Genomic DNA, 18,590 nt, shown 5'->3' with positions numbered 1-18,590 from the left:
CGGGGGACGGTTACTGGATGTCGTCGTCCTGCCCGTCGAGACCGTCCAGCCGGTCCTTGGCGAAGTCGGTGCCCTGGTCGATCTTGTCGCCGTGCTCGCCGCCGGTCTTCTCGTTGGCGAACTCGCCGGCCTTGTCGACGCCTTCGCTCACCTTGTCGCCGTGCTCGTCGACAAGGCCGCTCGCCTTGTCCTTCATGTCGTCGAACATACCCATCGTCTTTCCCCGTTCTTTCGATGGTTGCTTGGACTACCTATCCGTTACTACCCGATCCCACCGATCCGGCACAAGGACTCCGCGCGTCTGTTGTCCGGCGGTTCACTCACAGCGCCGCAACCTGGTGGTGACCTCGGCGAAACCTGCCGCGTCAACGAAGGTGGCATAAAGGTCCTGACAAGGTTGCGCCACGACCGGGAGGGTCTTGTGAGTCTCAGTCAACCGACAGACGCGGAACTGGATGTGATGATCCGGGCGCGTCTGGCCTCCATCGGCATCGATCTCGACCAACTGCCCGCGGGGAGTGCCCCAGATCCCGGCACCGGGAGTCCGGGCCGCGACTCGGTGCTCGCGAGTCTGCGCGGATTCATGCGGTCGACGGTGCTGCCGCTCAGTAGCTACTCGTTCGGGCCGGACTCCGCGCTCGCTCAGCAGGTCGCGCCGCCGCAGTTGTACCCGTCGATCGACGTCGTCCGGGAGGCGCGATGAGCGCGCCGATGGACGGGCAGGTGGATCGGCGGTCGTTCCTGTACCGCGCGAGCGCCCTGGCCGCCGCCACGACCGTTGGCTCAGTCGCCTTGCCGTCGATCGCGCACGCGGCGCCCGCTCCGGCCGAGGCGGCGCTGGTCGACGTGCCGGCGAGATCCGTCGATGTCAGTGAGTTGACGATCGCCGAGGCCGCGACGCTGATCCGGAGGGGCCGGTTGAGGCCGGAGCAGTTGCTGGAGGCGTATCTGGAACGGATCACCGCGTTCGACGCGATGTATCAGGCGTTCAACCGGGTGCTCGCGGACGAGGCGCTGGCCCGGGCGCGGGCGCTGGGCCGTAGCCGCGGTGGCGCGTTGCACGGGATCCCGCTGGCGATCAAGGACAACTACTACACCAAGGGGGTGACCACGACCGCGAACTCGTACCTGTTCGCGGACTTCGTGCCGCCGTTCGACGCGACCGCCGTACGACGGCTGACCGCGGCCGGTGGCATCGTCGTGGGCAAGACGCAGATGGGGCCGCTGGCAACCACCCGCGCGACCACGCCGGACGGGCGGATCACCACGGTGAACGCGTGGACACCCGGGAATCCCGGCACGGATCCGGGTGGTTCGTCGTCCGGGTCGGCCACCGCGGTGGCGGCGCGGATGGCAGCCTCGAGCGTGGGGACCCAGACGGGTGGTTCGATCACCGCGCCGTCGAACGCGCAGAACCTGACCGGCCTGAAGCCGACGATGGGCCGGGTCTCGCTGTACGGGATCGTGCCGCTGAGCTACACCCGTGATCACCCGGGACCGTTGGCGCGCGACGCGATGGACGCCGCGATCATGCTGACCGCGATGGCCGGCGAGGACCCGGAAGACCCTCGTACGCAAGGGCTGCCGCCAGTTCCGGATCTGGTCGGCGCGGCGACTCCGGTGGTCCGGAGCGGCCGGACCCGGGCGCGCTGGCGCACGCGGATCGGCGTCATCCCCGGATTCACCGGCGGTACGTCGGAGACGGCCGTGGCCCGCAAGACGGCGCTCGACGTACTCGCCGGCATCGAGGGCCTGTCGGTCGTGGACGTGACGATGCCCGAGGAGTGGGACCTGCTCACCAACGCCGCCTTCAACAACGTCCGGCTGCCGGAGCGGAGTGAGCCGTTCCTGCCGATGCTGCGGTCGGACCTGCGCGGGTTCGGAGTGTCGGTGACCGGCTGGCTGCAGGGCGCGTTGCTCGGCGCCAACGAGTACCTGATCGGGCAGCGGGCGAAGCTGTTGCTGCTCCAACGAGTCCTCGACGACCTGTTCGAGCAGTGCGATGTCGTCGTACAGACCTCTCCGACACCTTTCGACGCGCTGGGGTTGCCCGAGCTCGCGCTGCCGATCGGTTTCACCTCTGCCGGTGTTCCCATCGGCACGATCCTTGGTGGCAAACCGTTCGGCGAGGACCGTCTGCTCGCGGTCGCGGCGGCGTACCAAGCTGAGACCGACTGGCATCACCGCCGCCCCGCGGACCCCGTCGTACCCGCAGCAGCAGCCCGCATCACCACTGTGCAGGACCGCGGCCGCATCCTCGCGCACGAGGTCCCCGATCTCATGCAGTGAGGACTTACCAGAGCGAGACGAGGACCTTGCCCGAAGCCTCGGAGTCCTTGGCCACGGTGAAGGCCTCGACCGCCTGGCCGGCCGGGAACTCGTGGGTGACGACCTGCTCGAGTTGCGGGTTGGTGTCGAGGAGGCCGACGGCTTGGTCGATCTCGTCGTTGAAGCGCATGGTGCCGCGCAGCTGGAGCTCCCGGGAGACCAGTGGCGACAGGTTCACCGGACGCGCCTCGTTGAGCGGGATGCCCACGAGTACGACGATGCCGGCGCGCCGGGCGGCGTCGAGCGCGCCCGTGATGGCGACCGGGACACCCGTGCACTCCAGTACGACGTCGAAGTGTGCGGACGGGACGTCCTGCGTGCCGATCTGCATCGTGTCGTGCACGCCGAGGCCGCGTGCCCGCTGCAACGGGCCGGGGAGGAGGTCGGTCGTGACGACTTCGGAGGCGCCGAGGGCCAGGGCACCCGCGGCGGTCAGCAGGCCGATCGCGCCGGAGCCGGAGACCAGCACGCGCTTGTCCTTGACACCGCCGGCGATGGTGATGCCGTGCAACCCGACGGCGAGCGGCTCGGCGAGGGCGGCGCGGCGTAGCGGCAGGGTGGTGGGCAGGACGCGGAGCATGCTCTTGCCCACCACCAGGAACTCGCTCATCCCGCCTTGGGTGTGCGGCCAGGTGGACGCGCTGCCGAGGTAGGCGCCGTTCGGCCACAGGTGCGGGCGGTCCTCGATCCCCGGCTCGGACGTGCCGAACGTGGCGGGGTGGATGGTGACCGGTGTCCCGGGCGCGAGTTCACCCGATGGGTCGAGGTCGACCGTGCCGGAGAGCTCGTGCCCGGGGACGAGGGGCTCGCGGACGACGAACTCGCCGTTCGCGCCCTCGTTGTAGTAGTGCAGGTCGGAGCCGCAGATCCCGCCGTACGCCATCCGGAGACGCACCTGCCCGGGCTGCGGGACCGGGGTGGGCAGTTCGGTCTCGACGAGCTCGAGCTTGCCCTGGATGACGATGGCCTTCATGGCTCTCCTCCGACGTCGGTCTGTTCAGGCGGCGGTCGGTGCCAGTGTGCGATCCGTGGCGTTCTCGCAGCTCTTCGACCGCCTGCGCGTCACCCGGCCCTCCGTCTACACCGGCCCCCTCCAGAACTATGGACTCTTCGGGCCGGTCCGGCTGGTGCTCGCTGGGTGAGACGCAATCTCTAGTCGCGGGATAGACATTACTGTCGTCGCATGACCTACGAGAGTGGCTACCGGGCGGCGGACGGGCGGTACGAGCGGGTGGAGTACCGGCGGGCCGGTGACTCGGGGCTCGACCTGCCGGCGTTGTCGCTCGGGCTGTGGCAGAAGTTCGGCACCGACTACCCGTTCGGGACCCAGCGTGAGATCGTGCTGCACGCGTTCGACCTGGGCATCACCCACTTCGACAACGCGAACCGGTACGGACCGCCGCACCGGGCCGCGGAGAAGCTGTTCGGCCAGGTGCTGCGGACCGATCTCGCGCAGTACCGCGACGAGTTGATCCTGAGCACCAAGGCCGGGAACCCGATCGGGCCGAGCCCTTACCTGAACGGCGGTTCGCGCAAGTCGCTGCTTGTCTCGCTCGACCACAGTCTGCGCGACCTCGGGACCGAGTACGTCGACATCTTCTACCACCACCGTCCCGATCCGACGACGCCGTTGGAGGAGACGGTCGGCGCGTTGGTGAGCGCGGTCGAGCGAGGCAAGGCGCTGTACGTCGGGGTGTCGAACTACCCGGCCGAACGCGCGCACGACGTGGCGGAGCTCCTGCGGCAGGCCGGCGTACCGCTGCTCGTGCATCAGCCGCGCTACTCGATCTTCGACCGGACGCCGGAGACCAGCGGGCTGCTCAAGCTGGCCGCCGAGGACGGCTTCGGGCTCGTTGCCTACAGCCCGTTGGCGCAAGGGTTGCTGACCGACAAGTACCTCGACGGGACTGTCCCGGCAGGGGCCCGGGCTGCCGCGAGCGCGTTCCTGAGCCCGGACCAGATCGACGAGGTCTACAGGGAGCGGGCGGGCGCACTCAACAAGATCGCTCAGCAGCGTGGGCAGTCGTTGGCGCAGCTGGCTCTGCAGTGGGTACTACGGCAGCCGGCGATCACCACGGCGTTGATCGGCGCCAGCTCGACCGCGCAACTCGACCACAACGTCGCCGCACTCGACTTCCCGCCGCTGACCGAGGAAGAGCTCGCGCTCATCGACGAGCACGGCATCCACGGCACCGGTCAGCGGCAGCAGGCAGGAGGACCACGATGACCTTGTCCCCAGAGGCTTCCTACCGGCAGCGGTACGGATCCGAGAAGCCGTACTACGGCCCGTGGAGCGACGTGCTGGCCAACCAGTTGGCGCATCGTTCGGTTCGCAGCTACCGACCGGATCCAGTGTCCGACGAGACGTTGTCGGCGTTGGTCGCCGCGGCGCAGTCGGCTCCGACCTCGGGCAATCTCCAGTTGTGGAGCGTGATCGCCGTACGGGACGACGAACGGCGGAAGCGGCTGGCCGAGCTGGCCGGCGACCAGCAGTTCATCGTCGAGGCGCCGGTCCTGCTGGTCTGGCTCGCCGACCTCGCACGCGCCCGGCACGTGACCGAGGAGCTCGGCTCGGCGACGGCCGAGGGCGCGGACTTCCTGGAGAGCGCCGTACTGGGATTCGTCGACGTCGCGCTGGCCGCGCAGAACGCGTCCCTGGCAGCTGAGTCGCTCGGACTCGGCACGGTGTTCGTCGGCGCGATCCGGAACCGGCCGCTGGAGGTCGCGGCCGAGCTCGGCCTGCCGCCGAACGTGTTCGCCGTCTTCGGTCTCGTCGTCGGCCACCCGGACCGTATCGACGAGACGGCCGTCAAGCCGCGGCTGCCGCAGGAGGTCGTGCTGCACCACGAGACCTACGAGCTGCAGACCGACCCTTTGAAGGGGTACGACGAGACCCTCAATGCCTTCTACGCCAAGGCCGGCCTGCCCGACAGCTGGGTCCAACGAGTCGCCACCCGCTTCGGCACCGTCGCCGGCCTGAAGGGCCGCCAACACCTCCGCGACGCCCTCCACCACCTCGGCTTCCAACTCCGCTGAGTCAGGTCATCGGGATCAGGGCTGCGGCGGGGAGGGTCGGGGCGGGGGAGCCGCCGGTGGGCTCGATGGTGAGGCCGAAGGCTGTCTTGCCGGTGGCGCCGTCGACGACGGTGGTGAGATCGCCGGACGCGAGACCGACGGAGTGCGCGGTGCGGTTCGGGTCGATCAGCCAGAGCTGCCAGGTCCGGTCGGCGGGAAGCTGCGGGAGATCTCGCAGTACGACGACTGCGGCGTCGGCCTGCGCGGACGTGACGATGGTCGCCTGACCGCCGCCGTTGACCGGGCTGTGCAGCGTGCGGGCATCGGGCTCCGCGAGTACGGCGGCCACGCGGTCGTTGGCCTGGATGACTTCCTGCTTGTCCCGGTACTGGTCGATCGCGATGCCACCGGTCGCGGCCACGGCCAGAGCGGCGGCTGCGAGCGCGACGACGGAGCGACGGCCGACCCGGCGGCGAGAGAGCTCGTCAGGCGCCCCGGGGACGACTGGTGGCAGCTGGCGGATCTGGTCGATCGCCGACATCACGTCGGCCTTCAGGGCTGGCGGAGGTGGGGTCGCGACCTGGGTGGCGAGCTTGATGCCCGCCTCGCGGAGCTCGGCGACCTCGGTGGTGCAGAAGGCGCACTCGGCGAGGTGCTCCTCGAAGCGGACGCGTTCGTCGTCGGGCAGCGCGTCGAGGACGTAGGGGCCGGTGAGGGTGTGCACGTCGGGTTCGCTCATGCCGTAGCCCCCTTCGTGGTTCCGAGGCAGTCGCGGAGCCGGATCAGGCCGTCGCGCATCCTGGCCTTGATGGTAGGCAACTTCGCGTCGAGTCGCTGAGCGACTTCGGGGTAGGTGTAGCCCTCGTAGTAGGCCAGGGCGATCGACTCGCGTTGCAGGTCGGTGAGGGTGTCGAGGCAGCGCCGTACCTGCTCGACCTCGAGCCGGGTGGTGACGGTGTCCGCGACCTGGTCGAAGTCGACCTCGGCGGAGCGGGCGCCGGCGAGCTCGGTCCGGTCGGCGGCGGCCTGCTCGGAGCGGACCCGGTCGACGGCCCGGCGGTGCGCGATGGTGAGGATCCAGGAGTGCGCCGAGCCGCGGCTGGCGTCGTACCGGGTCGCGGTGCGCCAGACGTCGAGCATCACCTCCTGGGTCACCTCCTCCGACTGCGCCGGGTTGCGCAGGATCCGCCGTACCAGGCCGAAGACAGCCGGCGTGACCCGGTCGTAGAGCGTGCTGAACGCTGCCTTGTCGCCGCGGCCGGTCCGGACCAGCAGGTCGCCGTCGCTGACCTCACCCGGGCGGGTGCTGGACCCGCCCGGCCAGGGCAGTGGGATGGGTTCGGGCATGATCACGCGGCCGGCGGCATCAGGACCGAGTCGATCAGGTACACGGTGGCGTTCGCGGTCTTCACGCCGCCGCAGATGACGCCGGCGCCGTTGACCTTGAGGCTGTCGCCCGAGCCGGTGACGGTGACCTCCTGCTTTTCCACAGTCACATGCTTGCCCACGACGGCCGCCGGGTCGAGCTGTCCGGGCACCACGTGGTAGGTGAGGATCTTGGTCAGCAGGGCGTCGTCGGTCTTGAGCGTGTTGACGGTGGCCGCCGGGACCTTCGCGAACGCGGCGTCGACCGGCGCGAAGACGGTGAACTCGCCGCCGTTCAGGGTGGAGACCAGGTCGACCTTGGGGTTCAGCTTGCCGGACACGGCCGAGACCAGGGTGGTCAGCAGCGGGTTGCCGGAGGCGGCGGTGGCCAGCGGCGCGGCCGCCATGCCGTCGATCGAGCCGGCGCCGGTCGGGTTGGCCTTCGCGTAGTCGGCGCACCCAGGGCCGACCAGGCCCGCCGCGCCGCCCATCGACGGCGTCGAGCTCGGTGTCTGTTCGGCGGTCTGGGCCGGCGCGCTTGCGGCTCCGGGGTCGTCGTCGTTGCCGCAGGCGGTCGTCGCGAACGCGAGGGCCAGGGCGGACAGGGCGATACCGATGTGCTTACGCATGACACTTCTCTCTCTCGATGGGTTTTGTCGTTGTGTGAGTACTTCGGAGCGGCCGTCCTGGCGGATGGGTCACTGGGCCGTCACGACCGTGTTGTGCAGGCCGGTCGAGCCGTCGGGGCGCGGCGGAGTGCGCTGATCGGTCTGGGTTTCACCGTTCGCATCGGTCGCGCGGACGGTGAGCTTGTGGTTGCCGGGGGTCGCGGTCCAGCGGAAGGTCCACTGCCGCCAGGTGTCGACGGTGTCCTCGGCGGCGAGGTCCGCCTCCTGCCAGGGGCCGTCGTCGATCTGTACTTCGACCTTCCGGATGCCGCGGTGCTGTGCCCAGGCGACACCCGCGGCGACCGCGGGGCCGGGCTTGATGGTGGCGAACCCTTTGGGCACGTCGATCCGCGCCGCGGTCTTGATCGGCGCCTCGGCCGCCCAGCCGCGGTCGGTCCAGTACGCGCTGAAGTCCTGGAACCGGGTCACTTCGAGGTCGACGACCCACTTCGTCGCCGACACGTAGCCGTACAGCCCCGGCACCACCATCCGGACCGGGAAGCCGTGCTCGAACGGCAGCGGTTCGCCGTTCATCGCGACCGCGAAGAGCGCGTCACGTCCGTCGGTGAGCGCGGCGAGCGGGGTGCCGATCGTGAGTCCGTCGACGCTGGTCGACTTCACCGCGTCCGCGCCCTGACGTACGCCGGCTTCCGTGAGGACGTCGGCGATCGGAACGCCGATCCACCGGGCGTTGCCGACGTACGGGCCGCCGACCTCGTTCGACACGCAGGTCAGAGTGACGTCCCGCTCGACCAGTCGCCGGTCCAGGAGATCCCGGAACGAAAGCCGGAGTTCGCGATCGACCATCCCGTGAACGCGCAGCTCCCACTGGTCAGGGTCGATCCGGGGCACCTGAAGGAGGGTGTCGACGCGGTAGAACCTGCTGTTCGGCGTGATGAACCTGCTGACGCCGGGTACGTCGGCCTGCACGCCGGCCGGGAGTGGTCGCGCTGGATCTGCTGGTCGGGGGATGCGGATCTTGGTCCGCGCGCTCTCGCTGGTGCCGAAGGAGACGACTCGGGTGGTGGCGACGGATGCGGCGCCGACCACCGCCAGGGCGGAGACGGTCAGCAGGAACTGCCGCCGGTCGAATCCGGCCGGCTGCTCTGCCCGTGCACGCGGCCTGCGGACGACGAGAGCCATCGCCACGACCGCGGTCACCAGCGTGGCAGTTGCCGGGAGCAACCGCTCGACGACCCCCGTAGCCGCCGACCGGCTCCCCCCGGCAAACCCCACCCCAACCACCCCAAGCAACCCCGCAACCCCAACCGCAACCCACCCCCGCCGCCGCCCGCTCCCTCCGCCGGTCACAACCGCCGCCCCGCCGCTGCTCCCTCCGGTGGTCGCAGCTGCCGACCGGCCGCTGCTCCCTCCGGCGGTTGGAGCTGGCGCCCCGCCGCCGTCCCCTCCGGTGGTCGGAGCCGGGGTGCCGCGGCCGATCACGCCGGCTATCGCGGCGGTAGCCGCCAGGACGACGCAGATGCCTGCCCGCAACAGCGGGCGGTCGGCTGTGCCTAACTCTCGGACGGCGAAGTCCTTCAGTGGGCCGGGGGCCCAGTCGATGAGTTGCACCCCGACGGCGTCGACCGGCCAGGGGCCGCCGGTGATCGCCGCGACGAGGTAGCCGACGGACAGCGCCGTACCGGCTGCGACGACGCCACCGACAGCTGCGACTGCGTGCTGACTCCACCTCTCGCGCATGCCAGTCCTTCGGAGCCGGCACCCGAACAGATGGGTTATGGACCCCATGGAAGGGCTGATCGGGCGCAGAAAGACTGAACGCACTCTGGCAGGCCCAATACTTCTCCGCCTGGCTGACCCCCCTCCTCCACGCCGTCCCCGACGCAACGGACTTCGACCTACGCCGCCAACTCGGCGAGCTCACCGCCGTCGTCGACTCTCCGCACGGTCGCGCGTTTCTCGCCGAGTTCTACACGGGCTGGCCTGGCTAGCGCTCCGGCCGCTTGTCGATGCGGATGAGGGTTTGCTGGCCGGTGGCAACGAGGGATCGTTCGGTGCCCTGGATCGCGTACACCTCGAGGCGGCAGACGGTGAGGGTGCGGCCGGATTTGAGGACGGTGCCGATGGCCTCGAGGTGGTTGCCTTCGGCAGGGGCCAGGAGGTTGATCTTGTACTCGACGGTGAGGACTGAGCTGTCGTCGGGGAACAGCGTGTAGGCGGCGTAGCCACCAGCGCTGTCGGCGATGGCGCTGGTGGCTCCGGCGTGGAAGTAGCCGTGCTGCTGGGTCACCTCGGGGCGGCTGGGGAGGACGATGTGCACCCGGCCAGGGGCGATCTCCGAGAGCTGGGCGCCGAGGTGGTGCATCAGCCCCTGGCGCTCGAAACTGTCCCTGACCCGCGCCTCCATCTCCATGTCACGCGACTGTACTCACCAGGAGCTCACATACGTGGTCAACCGAGCGAGATCCGGTCCAGGTCGGGAGCGGAGTCCCCGCGGTTGAAGATCCTGATGGTGTTCGCGCCGGCCTGCAGTGTCACTGGCACGGCTACGGTCTGGACGGTCGAGTTGCCGATCCCGGTCACCGATGCCTCGACCGGTGCGCCGTCGTTGACCGAGACGAAGTACGACTTGGTCCCGTTGACGGTGTAGTCGAGGTAGAGCGTGTACTGACCGGCCTGGTCCACGGTGACGTCGGGGACGACCACGTGCGCGTCGTCCGAACCGCCGAGGTTGCGGACCTTCTGGCTGCCCGAGCAGGCCGAGCAGTTCGTGATACCGGCGCTGCCGATCCGATTGAGCGAGCTCTCGGCCTCGCGCATGAACACCCGGTCGGCCGGGCGCACCTGGATCGGGACCACCTTCGTCACCTTCTTCGGCATCCCGACGGTCTCGAAGGTCACCTCGACCGGCACCTGCGCCGCGGCTGCACCGGTGAGCGTCCAGGACCCACTGATGGTCTGCCCCAGGCGCAGGCCGGGCTTGGTGACCGGACTGCCCGTCACCGTCCAGCCCGCCGGCGCGACCGGCGCCATCCGCACGTTGTCCACCGAGTCCTCGTCCAGCCGCAGCTCGGCCGAGATCTCCACCGCCTGCTGACCCGGGCCGACCCACACGACACCCGACGGCTTCACGGTCATCGTCGTCTTCGGCACGTACGACGCCGATGGCATCGGACCCACCGCGATCCGGTCCAGCCTTGCCGACCCCGACATCTGGATCGTGTTCGACCCAGCCTTCAGTGGTACGGCGATCGCCGTACTGCCGGGGACGTCGGGGTTGCCGGCGTCCAGGTGGGCTGTGATCGGCTGACCGCCGTTGACCCGGACCGCGAACGAGCCGGCGGCTGCCGTCGTACCGTCGAGCTGGAGGCGGTAGGTGCCGGCCTCGGGAGCTTGGACTCCTCGGTAGCTGACGCTGCCGCGGTCGAGGCCGGTGACCTGGGCGGCGCCGGAGCATGCCGCACAGAAGTCCACGCGAGCCGAGCCACTGAGCGTGCTGCGCTCAGCCTCCAGCGGCAGCGGATCCGCCAGCCTGGTCGGGTAGCCGTAGCCGACCTTGATCTCGTCGATCCGCAGCTGCTGGTAGAAGGGCGGAGCCTGCGGGCCGGACCAGGTGTTCAGCACCTCCAGCTTGACGTACCGCGCGACCTGGTTGCCGATGTCAACGAACTGCACCCCACGCCGGCTCGGCATCGCGGCGCTCCGGACCGACTTCCAGTGCTTGCCGTCGACGCTCACCGACACCCGGTAGTCCTTGATCCGCGCGGAGTCCTCCGGCCGGCCGAAGGACTCCCGGGCGTGCGTCGGCGACCACTCCGTCTGGTTCACCGCCAGGTACGTCGCCTTGCGCGCCCGGCCGAGGTCGAGCGTCATCTCCACCGGGAACTGACCCTTCGCGTCCCAGTAGCTCGGGTAGCTGCCGTCGACCAGGCTGGACGCGGGACTGCCGGCCGAGGCCGTCGCCGTCAGGATCGACTGCGGGTAGAGGCCCTCCTGGCCGGCCGTGGTCACCTTGAAGACCGTGTCGTACGCATCCCAGTCGGTGACACCGAGGATGGTGAGATAGCCGGCGGACTGGTTGAAGCGGAACGGCTTTCCGGTTCGGACATCGGTGACCCCGGTGACGCGGTAGCCGTTGTCTCGCAGCCTCACCAGGTCCTGCGACTTCGGCTTGGTCAGCACGTGCACGTACTGCGTGCGGGCGTTGTCGGCGAGGGTGATGACGCCGTGCGCGCCGTCGTTCCAGAACCCTGGCTGCATGCCGCCGTACATGTAGCCGCCGCCGGTGGTCTTCGCCAGGGACGGCCAGATCGGCGGCAGCCACTCGGCCATGAAGTTGTTGAAGGCCTCCTGCCGCGGCGGGAACTTGCCGTTCACCATCGCGGTCTCGGCCATCAGCGACTTGATCGTCGAGCCCGCGTTGGCGACGTACCGGCCGACGCTCAGGCCGTAGTCGACCGCGCTGTCGTTGCCGTCGTACCACCACTGGCCGACCGTCGGCAGCTTGTAGTCGGCCTCGACCAGGCGGGGCATCGGGGTGAAGGTGGCCTGCGGGTAGTCGTACGCCGGGGTGATGCCCGTCTTCTGCTCGTTGCTGACGGTGTCCATGATCGGCGTGTCTTCGTTGTTGTTGCTGAGCAGCCAGGTCGGACGCTTCTCCCGGATCTCCTCGTACAGCCCGTTGCGCTCCCAGTAGGCGTTGTCGTTGTCGATCCAGAAGCCGGACAGGTCGGGGTAGTCGTCCATCACCTCGTGGAACAGGTCGTAGCTGTACATGCCGAAGCCGTCCCGCGTGGTCAGGTCGACCTGCCGGCCCTTGTACGCCGAGTAGGCCGCCGAATCGAGCGTCTGGACGCCCGGCACCTCGTTGTGCCACTGGGGATCGTCGGTCATGTAGAGCAGGATGTGCACGCCCTTCGCCTTCCCGGTGGCGACCAGCTCCCCGAGGAAGTCTCGTTGCGTGGAGCAACTACCTGGGATGGCGCTCGGCCACGGCCGGGCGTAGCCGAGCCGGCTGTGGAAGGTGGCCAGCACGATGTACGACGCGTGCAGCTTGCGGGCCTCGTCGACCCAGTAGTCGGCGCTCCAGCCGCCGGCGGTGACGTCGCGCTCCCAGGAGGCGCAGTCGGTGTGGCGAGGCGCGGTGAACATGCCCCAGTGCAGGAACAGCCCGGCGGTGGAGTCGCGCAGCCACTGCTGCCGCGGATGCTCGACCTCCGCGTGGGCCGGCGTCATGCCGAGCATGGGGGCAAGCATGGTGGCGAGCAGGGCCAGGGCAGCGAGGACGGCACTGAACCTCCGAGGTGGGCGATGGGCCATCGGGGTGTCTCACTTCCGGTGGGCGGCGGAATAATGACAACAAGATTGCCTATTGAGAGATCCGATCTTTGCAACCCGTTCGGCCCGGGGTCAAGACCTCGGTGCTCAGCTGCCGGGGACGGTCAGCAGGTCGGCGATCACGGTGTCCAGCGCCATCCGGGCGGCGCCGAGCGCGACCGAGTCGGCGCCCATTGCCGACGTGATCACCTCCAGCGGGACCAGCGTCAGCTTGGCCAGCTCGCGCCGGAACGGCTCGGCGATGATCGCGCCGCCGCGGGACATGCCGCCGCCGAGCACGATCACCTCGGGATCGACGGCCAGCGCCAGCACGGCCGCGCCGCGGGCGAGCGCCTCGGCGAACTCGATCAGCACCGCGAGGCTGTCCGGGTCCTGCCGGGCCGCGGACGTGATCACCAGTTCGCCCTCGCGACCGGACTCGATGCCCTGCTCGGCGGCGAGCTCGGCGCCGCGCGCGTGCAGGCGGGCGACGGCTGCCTCCCATCCGAGCATCGGGAAGACGCCGATCTCGCCGGCGGCGCCGTGCCGGCCCTGGTGCACCTGGCCGTCGATCAGCACGCCGGCGCCGGCGCGGTGCCCGGCGAACATGTAGACGATGTCCCGGTGGTCCTGCGCCGCGCCCTTCCAGTGCTCGGCCAGCGCCGCGAGTTTCACATCGTTCGCGACGGTCACCGGCTGTCCCAACCTGGTCGAGAGCTCGGCGGCCACGTCGATCTCGGTGAATCCGGGCAGTGAGTACGGCGCCAGGCCCGAGCCGAACGGTCCGTCGCGGACGTCGTGGACGCCCTCCGCGGCGCGCAGTGCCCCGGTGACTCCGCAGGCGATGCCGGTGATGTCGGCTGGTCTGAGGTGCGCCTGGGACCAGGTGCTGCGGGCGGCGTTCACCGCGGCTTGGACGCGTTCGAGCGCCGGGAGCTCGGGGTCGAGCTCGATGCGATGCGTCGCCAGCGTCCGGCCGCGCAGGTCGGTCACCACGGCCATCGCCTTGTGGGCGCCGATGTCCAGGCCGCTCACGTAGCCGGACTCGGCGCGCAGCCGGAAGTACCGAGCCGGCCGGCCCGCGCTCCGGGCTTCGGACGGTTGCCGTGGCGGCGCCGTCTCCTCGACCCGGCCGTCGGTCAGCAACTCGCCGAGCAGGTCCTCGGCGGTCGGCCGGGAGACGCCGACGACGGCACGGAGCTCGCGGAGGGTCAGCGAGTCGGCCTCGAGGAAGGCGGCCAGCGCGGCAGCGTGGTTCAGCCGGCGCAACAGCGACGAATCACCCATCCGCCCGCCGGCGGCTCTGTCCTGACTCATCCGATGACTCGCCCCTGTGCTGGCCGGTATTGCTAGGCGGCCTGCATATTACTACCTTTCGAGCAGGTCCTTCAGGGCGCGCAGATCGGCCTGGACGGCGGCCGCGTCGCGGGCGAAGTCGTCATCGGTCATCCCGGGCCGCTGCCGGACGGTGAAGACGATCTCGGCGCCGTCGCCGTCGGGGAGCACGCGCATCGGGTTGTGCACGGTCTCGCCCGACGGCAGCGTGACGTCGTGGTCCAGCACGCCGTACTCGTTGCGCTCGGCAAACGAGATGGTGATCCGGCCCATCGGGGAGTCGGCGACCCACTCGCCGTCGACCTGCTCGATCGAACCGGCCAGGCCGGCCGCCCACTTCGGGGTGTTGAGCGGATCGGCGGCGTACGCGTAGACCTCCGGGGCCGGGCGGTCGATGTGTGCGCTGAGGTGTCGTGAAGTGCTCATGACCCCGACGCTAGCGAGACCACCGCCGGGCGTCTTGAACGAATCGGACTTACGCGCTGGCCTTGTCGAGGCGGTCGAGCTGGTCCTCGGTGAGCTTGATGTCGGCCGCGGCCAGGGCGACCTCGAGCTGCTCGGGGGTGCGCGGGCCGACGAGGGTGATCAGTTCGGGGTCGGTCTGGTGGAGCAGCCAGCTGACCACGAGCTGGTTCGGGGTGATGTCCAGCTCGGCCGCGATCTCGGTCAGGACGGCGAGCCGGGCGTCGGCGTCCGGACCGGCGTACGTCTCCATGATCGGGTGGCCGTCGCGTTTCGCCGGGTCGTCGTAGATGCCCTTCAGGATCGGCGAGTAGGCCACCAGGGTCAGGTCCTTGTTCGCCCGCAGATAGTCGGCCTGCTCGTTGTCGACGATCGACAGGGTGTCGGCGCCGGCGTTCGGGCGCAGGTACGAGTGCTGCTGCTGTACGGCGACCGGGACCGGCCAGCCGTGCTGCTCCGCGAGCGCGCGGATGCGCTCCAGCCGCCAGGTCCGGACGTTCGACCAGCCGATGTGCCGGGCCTTGCCTGCGGCAACGATCTCGGCGAGTGCTTCCAGGGTCTCTTCCAGCGGCGTGGAGCGGTCGTCGACGTGGACGTAGTACAGGTCGACGTGGTCGGTGCCGAGGCGGCGCAGGCTGTCGTCGATCGCGTGCCGCAACGTGTCGCCGCCGGCGCCGACCCACTGGGCGGCCATCGTTTCCCAGCTGCCGTCGCCGGTGCGGATCGGCTCCGGGTCGCGCACCCACGCGCTGCCCTTGGTCGCCAGGAAGATGTCGTCGCGCTTGCCGCTCTTCGCCAGCCAGCGTCCGAGCAGTTCCTCGCTCTCGCCGCCGGTGAAATCGGGTCCGGGCCACCAGGCGTAGCAGTCGGCGGTGTCGATGAACGTCCCGCCGGCCTCCAGGTACCGCTCGAGCATCCGCACCGACGTCGGCTCGTCGGTCGACGTGCCCATCAGCATCGCTCCGAGCGCCAGCTGGCTGACGTGCTCTCCGGTCCGGCCCAACGGGACACTACGCATGCCTGATCCTCCTCGTGGATTTGTCTGTGATTACGAGGCTAGGTACGGCGTTGTTCATTCGTCCAATGCCGATATTCGGCGGACTTCATGCGTGTGGCGTATCAAGCAGGCAAGGTGCCGCGGACGATGCTGTCGCGGGAGTGCGCCGGGTTGCCGTCGTTCGGCTCGAGGGAGACGTCGACGATCCGGTAGCCCTCGCTGGTGAGGTTGTCCGGGATCCGGAACGTGCCGCCCTGGGTGGGGTCGAGGACGCCGAGCGAGACCATCCGCTCGCCGTCGGCGTTGATCAGCCACAGCTCGTAGAACCCGTTCTGCGCGTCGAGCCCGCTGACCGAAACCTTCAGCTCGTTGCCGGCCTGAATCAGGTCCGCGGTGCCGCCCCCGCTCTTCCCAGGCAACGGTTCGAGCCGAACCACAGCCACCGGCGGCGGCGTAGGCTCCTCGTCCTGCCCGAGCACCGCCGCGGCCCCGAGCCCGATCCCGATCCCGAGCACCGCGGCCACACTCGCCGCCAACGCCAGCGTCCCCCGCCCGTAGGCGCGCCGTGCCGGCGCGGTGGGCTCGGGAGTGGTGTCGGTGGGGCCGGCGGGGGCGGCGCTCTGGCGCCCGGTGGGCGCGGATGTCGATGCGGTGGGCTCGGGAGTGGTGTCGGTGGGGCCGGCGGGCGCGGCGCTCTCGGCCCCGGCGGGCGGGGCTGTCGATGCGGTGGGCTCGGCCGTGGGGCCGGGGGGCTCGGTTGGCGGGGTGGTGGGTTCGGACGTGACGGCGGTAGGCGGTGCCGGCGATGTGGTGGGGTCGACTGCAGGGCCGGTGGATAGGTGTAGTTCGGAGGCGATGCGGTCCCAGAGGGCGGGGGGTGGGGTGGCCAGGTCGGGGGCGCCGGCGGCGTCGGCGGCCAGTTCGCGGAGGTCTGCGAGGGTGGCCTGGCAGTCGGGGCAGGTGGACAGATGGGCAGCCGCGTCCGCGTCGGGGGCGGTGCCCTCCAGGGCCCACTGAGCCAGGAGCTCCTCGTCAAGATGCGTCACTGTTCACCTCCTTCAACCGGTCCCGCAGGTACAGCAAACCTCGTCGCGCGTGACTCTTCACCGTGCCGAGGGGCAGGTCCAGGCGCTCCGCGATCTGCGGGTACGTCTGGTCTTCGTAGAACGCCATCCGCAGGATGGTCCGGCGCGGCTCGTCGATCCGGTCCAGCTCGTCGGCGAGCACGACCCGGTCGACGAGCTGGTCGTCGGCGGCCGCGACCGGCTGCGTCGCCATCGTCTCACCGACCGCGGCCGCGTTGCGCCGGTCCCGGCTGCGCGCCTCGAGCCGGTCCGCGATCCGGTGCCTGGCGATCCCGGTCAGCCACGAGCCGAGCGGCCCCGCGGCCGGGTCGAACGTCTGCCGCCCACGCCAGGCGGAGACGAACACCTGCTGGGTGACGTCCTCGGCGTCGGCCTGGTTGCCGAGCGAGCGGATCGCCAAGGTGAAGACCAGGCGGGACCAGCGCCGGTACGCGGCGGCGAGACTCTCCTCGCGCCCCTCCGCGAATCCGGCGGCGATGTCGGCCGGCGACGGTTCACCGGCGAGGCTGGTCACGGCTGGGACTCTAGCCGTGGTGTCAGATCCTGGTGGCACTGACCACCAGATTCTGCTGATATCCGCCGTTGTCCGGGTCATAGCCTCCGCCACACGTGACGACCCGGAGCCGGTGCGGTCCGGTCCGGTCGAAGAGCTCGGCGAGCGGCAGTCGCCGCTTGGTGATCTCGCGGACCGAGTCGACGCGGTACGTCGTGGTGCGTCCGCCGTACGACGAGATCCGGATCAGCTGACCGGCCCGGACCTTCCGCAGCCGGATCAGCGGCCCGACGCCGTACTCCTTGCTGTCGAGATGACCGCCCAGCACCATCGAGCCGCGGTCGTCGGCGGGACCCGGCCCGAACCGATACCAGCCGATCGTCGCCGGATTTGGCGGCAACTCCATCTGGCCGTCGGCGGCGACACCGACCGCCCGGACCGGTACGTCGATCCCGACAGCCGGCACCACCAGCCGCGTCGGCGTCGGCGCCACTGCCGGTGTCGCGACGGTCGACGGTACGGCGGCGTCGTGCGTGCGCACCGCAGGCAGGTACTCGCAGCCCGGTGGCGAGAGGAGTGTGGCCGCCACGAGGGCGGCCACACCACGGGCAGAACTCACGAGCGGGCACGCACCCGGACCGCGGCCGTGCCGCCACCGACCAGCAGCAGTGCGAGTACGGCGACCGCGACGACCGGCCAAACGGACTGCGACTGCGATTGCGCCGCGGCCTGACCGCCCGTCCCGCCGGGTACACCGGACGGGTTGCCGTGCAGACCGGAGATGGTCTGGACCGCGAGCTTCAGGTTCTTGGCCGACGCGCTGCCCCAGGCGTAGACGATCGTGTTCGTGCCCTCCTTCAGGTTCAGCTCCGCCGGGCCGAGGGCGACGGTCGTCGTACCGGCGAGAACCACGTCTGCCTCGACCGTGCCGGCCGGCAGATCGGCCTTCGCCTGCTTGGGATTCGTGAGACCGGTGAAGACCGGCTTGCCGCCCGCCCGGACGTCGACCGCGGGTGCGGCGGCAGTGTGCCGAACCGTCAGCCGGGCCTGGCCCGCGGCCAGCTTCGAAGTGTCGTTGACGAACGGCGTCAGCACCGGCTTCCCGCCAGCGTTGAGATGCGCGACGACGGTGACGTTGGCTCCGCCGGGTACGGCGACGTCGTCGGCCTGGATCAGCGCGGCGGTCTTGCCGGCCGCCGTGACCTTGAGGTCGTAGTCGCCCGCGGGCAGCTGGAGCGGGTCGGTGAGCGATCCGGGTTTGAAGTTGGACAACAGCTTGGACCCATTGGCGTAGACGTCGACGGTTGCCCCGGGCACCCCGTGCAGCACGGAGACAGTCGCGTTCTCGGTCGGTTTCGCCTGGGCGCTTGCGGCCGGCAGCCCAGCGAGCAACAGGCCTGCGCCGATCAGTGCGGCGAAGTTGCGAACAGACATCGGACCCTCCTTGGAGTCGGTAGTTGCCTGTTCCTTCCGCCGCGACCCGGCCGCCGGATGCATCGAAGAAATTTCGTCCGGAACGCATCCGACGGGCGCCCTGGCGCCGAAGTAGGGGCAACACGAGAGGT

At 70.1% G+C, this 18,590-nt stretch carries 19 protein-coding genes; 4 read left to right on the top strand and 15 right to left on the bottom strand.

The window, feature by feature from the left end; genetic code table 11:
• Positions 1–10: 10 nt before the first annotated feature.
• Positions 11–214 (bottom strand): antitoxin, encoded by a 204-nt coding sequence (locus ACWCOV_RS00915; protein WP_449827135.1) that lies wholly within the window; start codon positions 212–214, stop codon positions 11–13.
• A gap of 246 nt (positions 215–460) precedes the next feature.
• On the opposite strand from ACWCOV_RS00915, the gene ACWCOV_RS00910 reads away from it, so the two are divergent.
• Positions 461–703: a hypothetical protein gene (locus ACWCOV_RS00910; RefSeq protein ID WP_449827134.1), complete on the top strand. Its 243-nt coding sequence runs from the start codon at positions 461–463 to the stop codon at positions 701–703.
• Entirely contained in the window at positions 700–2,289 is a 1,590-nt protein-coding gene (locus tag ACWCOV_RS00905; protein WP_449827133.1) for an amidase family protein, read from the top strand. The genes ACWCOV_RS00910 and ACWCOV_RS00905 overlap by 4 nt, the downstream gene beginning before the upstream one ends.
• Before the next feature lie 4 nt (positions 2,290–2,293).
• Here the strand turns inward: ACWCOV_RS00905 and ACWCOV_RS00900 are convergent, their stop codons facing one another.
• Positions 2,294–3,301, bottom strand: coding sequence for a zinc-binding dehydrogenase (locus ACWCOV_RS00900; protein WP_449827132.1), 1,008 nt, complete (start codon positions 3,299–3,301; stop codon positions 2,294–2,296).
• Positions 3,302–3,511: 210 nt separating this feature from the next.
• Between ACWCOV_RS00900 and ACWCOV_RS00895 the strand changes: the two genes are divergently transcribed.
• Positions 3,512–4,555: an aldo/keto reductase gene (locus ACWCOV_RS00895; protein ID WP_449827131.1), complete on the top strand. Its 1,044-nt coding sequence runs from the start codon at positions 3,512–3,514 to the stop codon at positions 4,553–4,555.
• Complete coding sequence (locus ACWCOV_RS00890; protein ID WP_449827130.1) at positions 4,552–5,364, top strand: NADPH-dependent oxidoreductase; 813 nt, start codon at positions 4,552–4,554, stop codon at positions 5,362–5,364. Before ACWCOV_RS00895 ends, ACWCOV_RS00890 begins: the two co-directional genes overlap by 4 nt.
• Before the next feature lies 1 nt (position 5,365).
• Here the strand turns inward: ACWCOV_RS00890 and ACWCOV_RS00885 are convergent, their stop codons facing one another.
• The 13 genes from ACWCOV_RS00885 to ACWCOV_RS00825 form a co-directional block, all read right to left on the bottom strand.
• Entirely contained in the window at positions 5,366–6,082 is a 717-nt protein-coding gene (locus ACWCOV_RS00885; protein ID WP_449827129.1) for an anti-sigma factor, read from the bottom strand.
• On the bottom strand, positions 6,079–6,690 hold the full coding sequence (gene sigK / locus ACWCOV_RS00880) for an ECF RNA polymerase sigma factor SigK (protein ID WP_449827128.1): 612 nt from the start codon (positions 6,688–6,690) through the stop codon (positions 6,079–6,081). The genes ACWCOV_RS00885 and sigK overlap by 4 nt, the downstream gene beginning before the upstream one ends.
• A gap of 2 nt (positions 6,691–6,692) precedes the next feature.
• Positions 6,693–7,337 carry a fasciclin domain-containing protein gene (locus ACWCOV_RS00875; protein WP_449827127.1) on the bottom strand — a complete coding sequence of 215 codons (645 nt, stop codon included), beginning with the start codon at positions 7,335–7,337 and terminating at the stop codon, positions 6,693–6,695.
• Positions 7,338–7,406: 69 nt separating this feature from the next.
• Positions 7,407–9,077 (bottom strand): molybdopterin-dependent oxidoreductase, encoded by a 1,671-nt coding sequence (locus ACWCOV_RS00870; RefSeq protein ID WP_449827126.1) that lies wholly within the window; start codon positions 9,075–9,077, stop codon positions 7,407–7,409.
• A 247-nt stretch (positions 9,078–9,324) separates the two neighbouring features.
• Positions 9,325–9,750, bottom strand: coding sequence for a PaaI family thioesterase (locus ACWCOV_RS00865; protein ID WP_449827125.1), 426 nt, complete (start codon positions 9,748–9,750; stop codon positions 9,325–9,327).
• A 38-nt stretch (positions 9,751–9,788) separates the two neighbouring features.
• Complete coding sequence (locus tag ACWCOV_RS00860; protein ID WP_449827124.1) at positions 9,789–12,656, bottom strand: CBM35 domain-containing protein; 2,868 nt, start codon at positions 12,654–12,656, stop codon at positions 9,789–9,791.
• A gap of 105 nt (positions 12,657–12,761) precedes the next feature.
• The gene (locus ACWCOV_RS00855) at positions 12,762–13,970 is read right to left on the bottom strand and encodes an ROK family protein (RefSeq protein WP_449827123.1); all 1,209 of its coding nucleotides are present in this window, start codon (positions 13,968–13,970) and stop codon (positions 12,762–12,764) included.
• Positions 13,971–14,021: 51 nt separating this feature from the next.
• Entirely contained in the window at positions 14,022–14,414 is a 393-nt protein-coding gene (locus ACWCOV_RS00850; RefSeq protein ID WP_449827122.1) for an SRPBCC family protein, read from the bottom strand.
• Positions 14,415–14,463: 49 nt separating this feature from the next.
• Positions 14,464–15,468, bottom strand: coding sequence for an aldo/keto reductase (locus ACWCOV_RS00845; protein WP_449827121.1), 1,005 nt, complete (start codon positions 15,466–15,468; stop codon positions 14,464–14,466).
• Positions 15,469–15,569: 101 nt separating this feature from the next.
• Positions 15,570–16,493 carry an anti-sigma factor domain-containing protein gene (locus ACWCOV_RS00840; RefSeq protein WP_449827120.1) on the bottom strand — a complete coding sequence of 308 codons (924 nt, stop codon included), beginning with the start codon at positions 16,491–16,493 and terminating at the stop codon, positions 15,570–15,572.
• On the bottom strand, positions 16,480–17,046 hold the full coding sequence (locus ACWCOV_RS00835; RefSeq protein ID WP_449827119.1) for a sigma-70 family RNA polymerase sigma factor: 567 nt from the start codon (positions 17,044–17,046) through the stop codon (positions 16,480–16,482). Before ACWCOV_RS00835 ends, ACWCOV_RS00840 begins: the two co-directional genes overlap by 14 nt.
• A 22-nt stretch (positions 17,047–17,068) precedes the next feature.
• Complete coding sequence (locus ACWCOV_RS00830; RefSeq protein WP_449827118.1) at positions 17,069–17,644, bottom strand: class F sortase; 576 nt, start codon at positions 17,642–17,644, stop codon at positions 17,069–17,071.
• Positions 17,641–18,459, bottom strand: a complete 819-nt coding sequence (locus tag ACWCOV_RS00825; RefSeq protein ID WP_449827117.1) for a DUF4397 domain-containing protein — start codon at positions 18,457–18,459, stop codon at positions 17,641–17,643. The genes ACWCOV_RS00830 and ACWCOV_RS00825 overlap by 4 nt, the downstream gene beginning before the upstream one ends.
• Between the last annotated feature and the right edge of the window lie 131 nt (positions 18,460–18,590).

This window comes from Kribbella sp. NPDC002412, from assembly GCF_053592935.1.
Note: the sequence above shows the minus strand (reverse complement) of the source record. Positions and strands in the feature narration are given on the sequence as shown.

Coding starts and splice junctions, on each gene's coding strand:
- ACWCOV_RS00845 (WP_449827121.1), bottom strand. CDS start 15,468: ATGCGTAGTGTCCCGTTGGGCCGGACCGGAGAGCACGTCAGCCAGCTG.
- ACWCOV_RS00910 (WP_449827134.1), top strand. CDS start 461: ATGATCCGGGCGCGTCTGGCCTCCATCGGCATCGATCTCGACCAACTG.
- ACWCOV_RS00875 (WP_449827127.1), bottom strand. CDS start 7,337: ATGCGTAAGCACATCGGTATCGCCCTGTCCGCCCTGGCCCTCGCGTTC.
- ACWCOV_RS00860 (WP_449827124.1), bottom strand. CDS start 12,656: ATGGCCCATCGCCCACCTCGGAGGTTCAGTGCCGTCCTCGCTGCCCTG.
- ACWCOV_RS00900 (WP_449827132.1), bottom strand. CDS start 3,301: ATGAAGGCCATCGTCATCCAGGGCAAGCTCGAGCTCGTCGAGACCGAA.
- ACWCOV_RS00825 (WP_449827117.1), bottom strand. CDS start 18,459: ATGTCTGTTCGCAACTTCGCCGCACTGATCGGCGCAGGCCTGTTGCTC.
- ACWCOV_RS00870 (WP_449827126.1), bottom strand. CDS start 9,077: ATGCGCGAGAGGTGGAGTCAGCACGCAGTCGCAGCTGTCGGTGGCGTC.
- ACWCOV_RS00865 (WP_449827125.1), bottom strand. CDS start 9,750: ATGGAGATGGAGGCGCGGGTCAGGGACAGTTTCGAGCGCCAGGGGCTG.
- ACWCOV_RS00905 (WP_449827133.1), top strand. CDS start 700: ATGAGCGCGCCGATGGACGGGCAGGTGGATCGGCGGTCGTTCCTGTAC.
- ACWCOV_RS00915 (WP_449827135.1), bottom strand. CDS start 214: ATGGGTATGTTCGACGACATGAAGGACAAGGCGAGCGGCCTTGTCGAC.
- ACWCOV_RS00890 (WP_449827130.1), top strand. CDS start 4,552: ATGACCTTGTCCCCAGAGGCTTCCTACCGGCAGCGGTACGGATCCGAG.
- ACWCOV_RS00885 (WP_449827129.1), bottom strand. CDS start 6,082: ATGAGCGAACCCGACGTGCACACCCTCACCGGCCCCTACGTCCTCGAC.
- sigK (WP_449827128.1), bottom strand. CDS start 6,690: ATGCCCGAACCCATCCCACTGCCCTGGCCGGGCGGGTCCAGCACCCGC.
- ACWCOV_RS00855 (WP_449827123.1), bottom strand. CDS start 13,970: ATGAGTCAGGACAGAGCCGCCGGCGGGCGGATGGGTGATTCGTCGCTG.
- ACWCOV_RS00895 (WP_449827131.1), top strand. CDS start 3,512: ATGACCTACGAGAGTGGCTACCGGGCGGCGGACGGGCGGTACGAGCGG.
- ACWCOV_RS00850 (WP_449827122.1), bottom strand. CDS start 14,414: ATGAGCACTTCACGACACCTCAGCGCACACATCGACCGCCCGGCCCCG.